The sequence below is a fragment of the Roseivivax sp. CAU 1761 genome (assembly GCF_054482755.1).
On the sequence record NZ_JBTLRM010000032.1, the window covers coordinates 38,848 to 44,847 of the forward strand.

The 6,000-nt window shown below is 70.6% G+C and carries 5 protein-coding genes; 3 read left to right on the forward strand and 2 right to left on the reverse strand.

Features of this window, described 5'->3' with window-relative positions:
• The first annotated feature begins 125 nt into the window (after positions 1–125).
• The 3 genes from ACXYMW_RS16220 to ccmE all read left to right on the forward strand — a co-directional run bounded on the left by ACXYMW_RS16220 (position 126) and on the right by ccmE (position 2,595).
• Positions 126–938, forward strand: coding sequence for a glutamate racemase (locus ACXYMW_RS16220; protein WP_459036375.1), 813 nt, complete (start codon positions 126–128; stop codon positions 936–938).
• Between the two features lie 69 nt (positions 939–1,007).
• On the forward strand, positions 1,008–2,036 hold the full coding sequence (gene argC / locus ACXYMW_RS16225) for an N-acetyl-gamma-glutamyl-phosphate reductase (RefSeq protein ID WP_459036376.1): 1,029 nt from the start codon (positions 1,008–1,010) through the stop codon (positions 2,034–2,036).
• Positions 2,037–2,136: 100 nt separating this feature from the next.
• Positions 2,137–2,595, forward strand: a complete 459-nt coding sequence (gene ccmE / locus ACXYMW_RS16230; protein WP_459036377.1) for a cytochrome c maturation protein CcmE — start codon at positions 2,137–2,139, stop codon at positions 2,593–2,595.
• A gap of 280 nt (positions 2,596–2,875) precedes the next feature.
• On the opposite strand, the gene ACXYMW_RS16235 is transcribed toward ccmE, so the two are convergent.
• Positions 2,876–3,163, reverse strand: a complete 288-nt coding sequence (locus ACXYMW_RS16235; RefSeq protein ID WP_459036378.1) for a DUF1330 domain-containing protein — start codon at positions 3,161–3,163, stop codon at positions 2,876–2,878.
• Positions 3,164–3,167: 4 nt separating this feature from the next.
• The gene (gene alaS / locus ACXYMW_RS16240) at positions 3,168–5,825 is read right to left on the reverse strand and encodes an alanine--tRNA ligase (protein WP_459036379.1); all 2,658 of its coding nucleotides are present in this window, start codon (positions 5,823–5,825) and stop codon (positions 3,168–3,170) included.
• Between the last annotated feature and the right edge of the window lie 175 nt (positions 5,826–6,000).

A 6,000-nucleotide genomic window follows, 5' to 3' on the forward strand; every position in this document is an offset into this window, starting at 1 on the left:
GGCGCGCGGCGGATGGATCTCCGCCCCGCGCCGCACTATGAGCAGTCCCGCGAGGGGGCGCATGGCGCGCCCCCGTTCCTTTGCAGACGGCGCGGGCGATGCCCGCGACAGGGAGGCGGGCGAGCATGGCGGTCGGCATCTTCGATTCGGGTCTGGGCGGTCTCACGGTGCTCGACCGGGTGGCGAAACGGCTGCCCGAGGTGCCCTTCGTCTATTTCGGTGACAATGCCAACGCGCCCTACGGCGTGCGCACCGCCGACGACATCTACCAGCTCACCACCAGCGCCGTGGAGCGGCTCTGGGCCGAGGGGTGCGACCTGGTCATCCTGGCCTGCAACACCGCCAGCGCCGCCGCGCTGCGCCGCATGCAGGAGGCCTGGGTGCCGCGCGACAAGCGCGTGCTCGGCGTCTTCGTGCCGCTGATCGAGGCCCTGACCGAGCGCAACTGGGGCGACAACTCGCCGCCGCGCGAGGTCGCGGTCAACCACGTCGCGCTGTTCGCGACGCCCGCCACCGTGCGCAGCCGTGCCTTCCAGCGCGAACTGGCCTTCCGCGCCATCGGCGTCGATGTCGAGGCGCAGGCCTGCGGCGGGCTGGTCGACGCCATCGAGGAGGGCGACATGATCCTCGCCGAGGCGCTGGTGCGCTCCCATGTCGACGCCCTCAAGCGCAAGATGCCGGAGCCGCAGGCGGCGATGCTGGGCTGCACGCATTATCCGCTGATGGAGGACGTCTTCCGCGACGCGCTGGGGCCGGGGGTGGAGGTCTATTCGCAGGCCGGCATCGTCGCCGAGAGCCTTGCCGACTACCTCGAGCGTCATCCCGGCATGCGCGGGCCGGGGCGCGCGGCGAAGTTCCTGACCACCGGCGATCCGCGCAAGGTCTCGGTCCAGGCCACGCAGTTCCTGCGCCGCGAGATCCGCTTCGAGAAGGCCTGACCCGGTCCGCCTTGCGGAGCCCGCGCCGGGGGCGCTAGACCGGCGGCATCCCTTGCGACGGAGACAGGCATGAGCAAACAGATCGCGATCATCGGCGCCAGCGGCTATACCGGGGCCGAATTGCTGCGCCTGATCGCCACCCATCCGGGCCTCGAGGTCGCGGCGCTGGCGGCCAATTCCAAGGCCGGCCAGGAGATGGCGCAGGTTTTCCCGCATCTGCGCCACCTCGACCTGCCGAAGCTGGTGACCTGGGAGGAGATCGATTTCTCCGGCATCGACCTGTGCTTCTGCGCGCTGCCCCACAAGACCAGCCAGGAGGTCATCCGCGAACTCCCGCGGCACCTCAAGATCGTCGATCTCTCGGCCGATTTCCGGCTCCGCGACCCGGCGGACTACCAACGCTGGTACGGCAATCCCCATGCCGCCCTCGAAATGCAGCAGGAGGCGGTCTACGGCCTCACCGAATTCTACCGGGACGCCATCCGGGAGGCGCGGCTGGTGGCCGGGACCGGCTGCAACGCCGCCACCGGGCAATACGTGCTGCGGCCGCTGATCGCCGGCGGAGCGATCGGGCTCGACGACATCATCCTTGACCTGAAATGCGGCGTCTCGGGCGCCGGCCGGTCGCTCAAGGAGAACCTGCTCCATGCCGAGCTCTCCGAGGGCAGCAATGCCTACGCGGTGGGCGGCACGCACCGTCACCTGGGCGAGTTCGACCAGGAATTCTCGGCCCTGGCGGGGCGCGAGGTGAAGGTGCAGTTCACCCCCCACCTGCTGCCGATGAATCGCGGCATTCTCGCCACCGCCTATGTCTCGGGCGATCCGGGCACCGTGCACCGGACGCTGGCCGAGGCTTATGCCGCCGAGCCCTTCCTCGAGGTGCTGCCCTTCGGCGAGACGCCGTCCACGCACCACGTGCGCGGCTCGAACTTCTGCCATCTCGGCGTCACCGGCGACCGCATCGCCGGACGCGCCATCGTGGTCGCGGCGCTCGACAACCTGACCAAGGGCTCGTCGGGGCAGGCGGTGCAGAACGCGAATGTGATGCTCGGCCTGCCGGAGACCCAGGGCCTGATGCTTGCGCCCTGTTTTCCCTGAGCGCAGGATCCGGCCCGGCGGGGTTGCGACATCGGTCCGCCTCGCGCGGCCCGCGCGGGCCCTCTAGACTGCGCCGCGGTCGAGCTTGCGGAGGACATGAATGGCCCTGACATCCCTGAAGAAGAAGCGCCGCATCCAGGTGGTGACGCTGGCCGCGGTGGCGCTGATCGGCGCCACCGGGCTGATCGGCTATGCCATGCGCGACGGCATCAACTTCTTCCGCTCGCCCTCCCAGGTGGTCGAGGCGCCGCCGCCGCCCGACGAGGTGTTCCGCATCGGCGGGCTGGTCGAAGAGGGCAGCCTGAAGCGCGGCCAGGGCGAGCAGATCGCCTTCCGGGTGACCGATGGCGGCGCCAGCGTGCCGGTGGTCTTCACCGGCGTGCTGCCCGACCTGTTCGAGGAGAACCAGGGCATGGTCGGCACCGGCCGTTTCGTCGACGGCACCTTCGAGGCGCACGAGATCCTCGCCAAGCACGACGAAACCTACATGCCCAAGGAAGTGCTCGACGCGCTGAAGGAACAGGGCGTGTACCAGGAGACGTCGGACGCCGGCAGCTGAGCGGCGCGCCACGCGACACGCTGCCGCCACGGCGAGCCGCCGGTCCCCGCGTGCCGCGGCGCCCATCGAGGGCAGCGCGGCTGGTGCGGTCGGGGCAGCGCGCCCGGCGTGGCACGGGTCGCGCCGTCGAAGCCTCCGGCGGGGATATTTTCGCTCAGAAAAAGGCCGGAGGCGCGCCCGGCACTTCGAGCGTCCTGTCCTTCTTCTGAGAGAAATATCCCGGGGAGCGCGAGGGGCTGGCCCCTCGCTGCGCCGGTGGCGGTCGCGGCCCCGACCGGGATTATTCCGTGGTCTCGACGATCACCAGATCGCGTTCGGAGGCGCCGCGGGCATGATCCAGCGCCTCCTGGTATTCCGGCGAGCGGTAGCAGGCCTCGGCCGCCTCGAGCGACGGGAACTTCGCCACCACGTTGCGGGCGCGGTCGGTGCCCTCGAGCTGCACGTAGCGCCCGCCGCGGGCGATGAAGGCGCCGCCATGCGCCGCGATGGCCGGTCCGGCGAGCTTGGCGTAGCGGCCATAGGCCTCGTCGTCGGTCACCGTGACATGGGCGATCCAGAGTGCGGGCATGGTCTTATCCTCCGATCACGGCTTCCGCCGCCTTGATGGCCTCGGGGGCCGCCTCCGCCGAGGCGCCGCCGCCCTGCGCCATGTCGGGCCGGCCGCCGCCGCCCTTGCCGCCGAGCGCCGCCACCGCGGCCTTTACCAGATCGACCGCCGAGACCTTGCCGGTCAGGTCGTCGGTGACCCCGGCCGCCACCGCCGCCTTGCCGCCGGTATCGGCGATCAGCAGCACCGCGCCCGATCCCATCCGCGCCTTGTGCTCGTCGATCAGCGGCGGCAGGTCCTTGCCCGAGACGCCCGACAGCACCTGCGCGAGGAACGGTACGCCGGCGACCTCGCGGGCCTCGGGCGCGGCGGCGGCGCCGCCCGACATGGCCAGCTCGCGGCGCAGCTGCGCCACCTCGTTCGACAGCGCCCGGCGCTCCTCGGCCAGGGTGCGCACCCGCTCGGCGAGATCGCCGGGCGACGTCTTCAGATCCTGCGCCAGCTGCGCCACCAGACGGTCCTGGCGGCGCAGATGCTCGAAGGCCGCCTTGCCGGTCAGCGCCTCGATGCGCCGCACCCCGGCCGAGGAGGCGCTGTCGGAGACCAGCACGCAGAGGCCGATATCGCCGGTCTGCCGCACATGGGTGCCGCCGCAGAGCTCGATCGAGTAGGTGGCGCCGTCGGCGCCCTTGCCCGACCCGTCCTGCCGGCCCATCGACACGACCCGCACCTCGTCGCCGTATTTTTCCCCGAAGAGCGCCTGCGCGCCGATGGCGCGGGCATCGTCGGGGGTCATGATCCGGGTCTCGACGGGATCGTTGCGGCGGATGTAGCCGTTGACCTCGTCCTCGACCGCCTTCAGCTCCTCCGGGCTCAGCGCCTTGGCGTGGGAGAAGTCGAAGCGCAGCCGGTCCGGCGCGTTCAGCGAGCCGCGCTGCGCCACGTGATCGCCCAGCGTGCGGCGCAGCGCCTCGTGGATCAGGTGGGTCGCGGAATGGTGGCCGCGGATCGCCGAACGGCGGTCGGTGTCGACCTCGAGCTTGGCGGCCTCGCCGGCGGCGATCTCGCCCGTCTCGATCTCGGCGAAATGGATGAAGACGCCGGCGCTCTTGCGGGTGTCGGTGACCCGCGCCCGGCCGCCCTCGGTGCGGATCACACCGGTATCACCGATCTGGCCGCCGGCCTCGGCGTAGAACGGCGTCTGGTTGAGCACGATCTGCACGCTGTCTCCGGCCGCGGCCGAGCGGGTCTCGGCGCCGTCCTTGACCAGCGTCAGCACCACGCCCTCGGCGCTTTCCGTCTCGTAGCCCAGGAAGTCGGTGGCGCCGTGCGCATCGGCCACGTCGAACCAGATCGCCTGGTCGGCGGCCTCGCCGGTGCCGGACCAGGCGGCGCGGGCCTTGGCCTTCTGCTCGGCCATGGCGGCGTCGAAGCCGGCCTGGTCGACGGCCCGGCCGCGCTCGCGCAGCGCGTCCTGGGTCAGGTCGAGCGGGAAGCCGTAGGTGTCGTAGAGCTTGAACGCCGAGGCGCCGGGCAGGGCGGCATCCTCGGGCAGCCCGGCAAGCTCGTCGTCGAGCAGCTTCAGCCCGCGGTCGAGCGTCGCCTTGAAGCGGGTCTCCTCGAGCTTCAGGGTCTCCTGGATCAGCGCCTGGGCACGGCCGAGCTCGGGATAGGCGCCGCCCATCTTGGCCACCAGCGCCGGCACCAGCCGGTGCATCAGCGGGTCCTTGGCGCCCAGCAGATGGGCGTGGCGCATGGCGCGGCGCATGATCCGGCGCAGCACGTAGCCGCGGCCGTCATTCGACGGCATCACCCCGTCGGCGATCAGGAACGAGGTCGAGCGCAGGTGGTCGGCGATCACCCGGTGATGGGTCTCGCCGGGCCCGTCCGGATCGGTCGAGCTGGCATCGGCCGAGGCCTCGATCAGCGCCCGCATCAGGTCGGTGGCGTAATTGTCGTTGGTGCCCTGCAGCAGCGCCGCGACCCGCTCGATCCCCATGCCGGTGTCGATCGACTGGGCGTCGAGCTCGCGCATCGTGCCGTCCTCGAACAGCTCGTTCTGCATGAACACGATGTTCCAGATCTCGACGAAGCGGTCGCCGTCCTCCTCCGGGCTGCCCGGAGGGCCGCCCCAGTATTTCTCGCCATGGTCGAAGAAGATCTCCGAGCACGGCCCGCAGGGGCCGGTGGGGCCCATCTGCCAGAAATTGTCCGAGGTCGGGATGCGCAGGATGCGCTCGTCGGGCAGGCCCGCGACCTTCTTCCAGATCGCCGCCGCCTCGTCATCTGTGTGGTAGACGGTGACCAGCAGCCGCTTGGCGTCGATGCCGAGCTCCTTGGTGACCATCTCCCAGGCGAAGGGGATCGCCTCTTGCTTGAAGTAGTCGCCGAAGGAGAAATTGCCGAGCATCTCGAAGAAGGTGTGGTGCCGGCGGGTGTAGCCGACATTGTCGAGGTCGTTGTGCTTGCCGCCGGCGCGGACGCATTTCTGCGCCGTGGTGGCGCGGGTGTAGTCGCGGCTCTCGACCCCGGTGAACAGGTTCTTGAACTGCACCATGCCGGAATTGGCGAACATCAGCGTGGGATCGTTGCGCGGCACCAGCGGCGAGGAGGGCACCACGCGGTGGCCCTGCTTCTCGAAGTAGGTCAGGAAGGCGGACCGGATCTCGTTCAGGCTCGGCATGAAGGCTCTTTCGGCGGATGTGGCGATGACTTGGGCAGCAGATGTATCGCCCGCCGCCGGGGGTGTAAACTCGCCCCGCGCGGCCCGCTCCCCCTTCTTCTGAGCGCAAATATCCCGGGGGTGCGGGGGCGGCGCCCCCGCCGCGGCGCCCGCCCGCAAGGCGCTGCGGTCGCGC

What these genes read in the sequence shown, in the direction of transcription:
- ACXYMW_RS16220 (WP_459036375.1), top strand. Translation starts at nt 126, where the DNA reads ATGGCGGTCGGCATCTTCGATTCGGGTCTGGGCGGTCTCACGGTGCTC.
- argC (WP_459036376.1), top strand. Translation starts at nt 1,008, where the DNA reads ATGAGCAAACAGATCGCGATCATCGGCGCCAGCGGCTATACCGGGGCC.
- ccmE (WP_459036377.1), top strand. Translation starts at nt 2,137, where the DNA reads ATGGCCCTGACATCCCTGAAGAAGAAGCGCCGCATCCAGGTGGTGACG.
- ACXYMW_RS16235 (WP_459036378.1), bottom strand. Translation starts at nt 3,163, where the DNA reads ATGCCCGCACTCTGGATCGCCCATGTCACGGTGACCGACGACGAGGCC.
- alaS (WP_459036379.1), bottom strand. Translation starts at nt 5,825, where the DNA reads ATGCCGAGCCTGAACGAGATCCGGTCCGCCTTCCTGACCTACTTCGAG.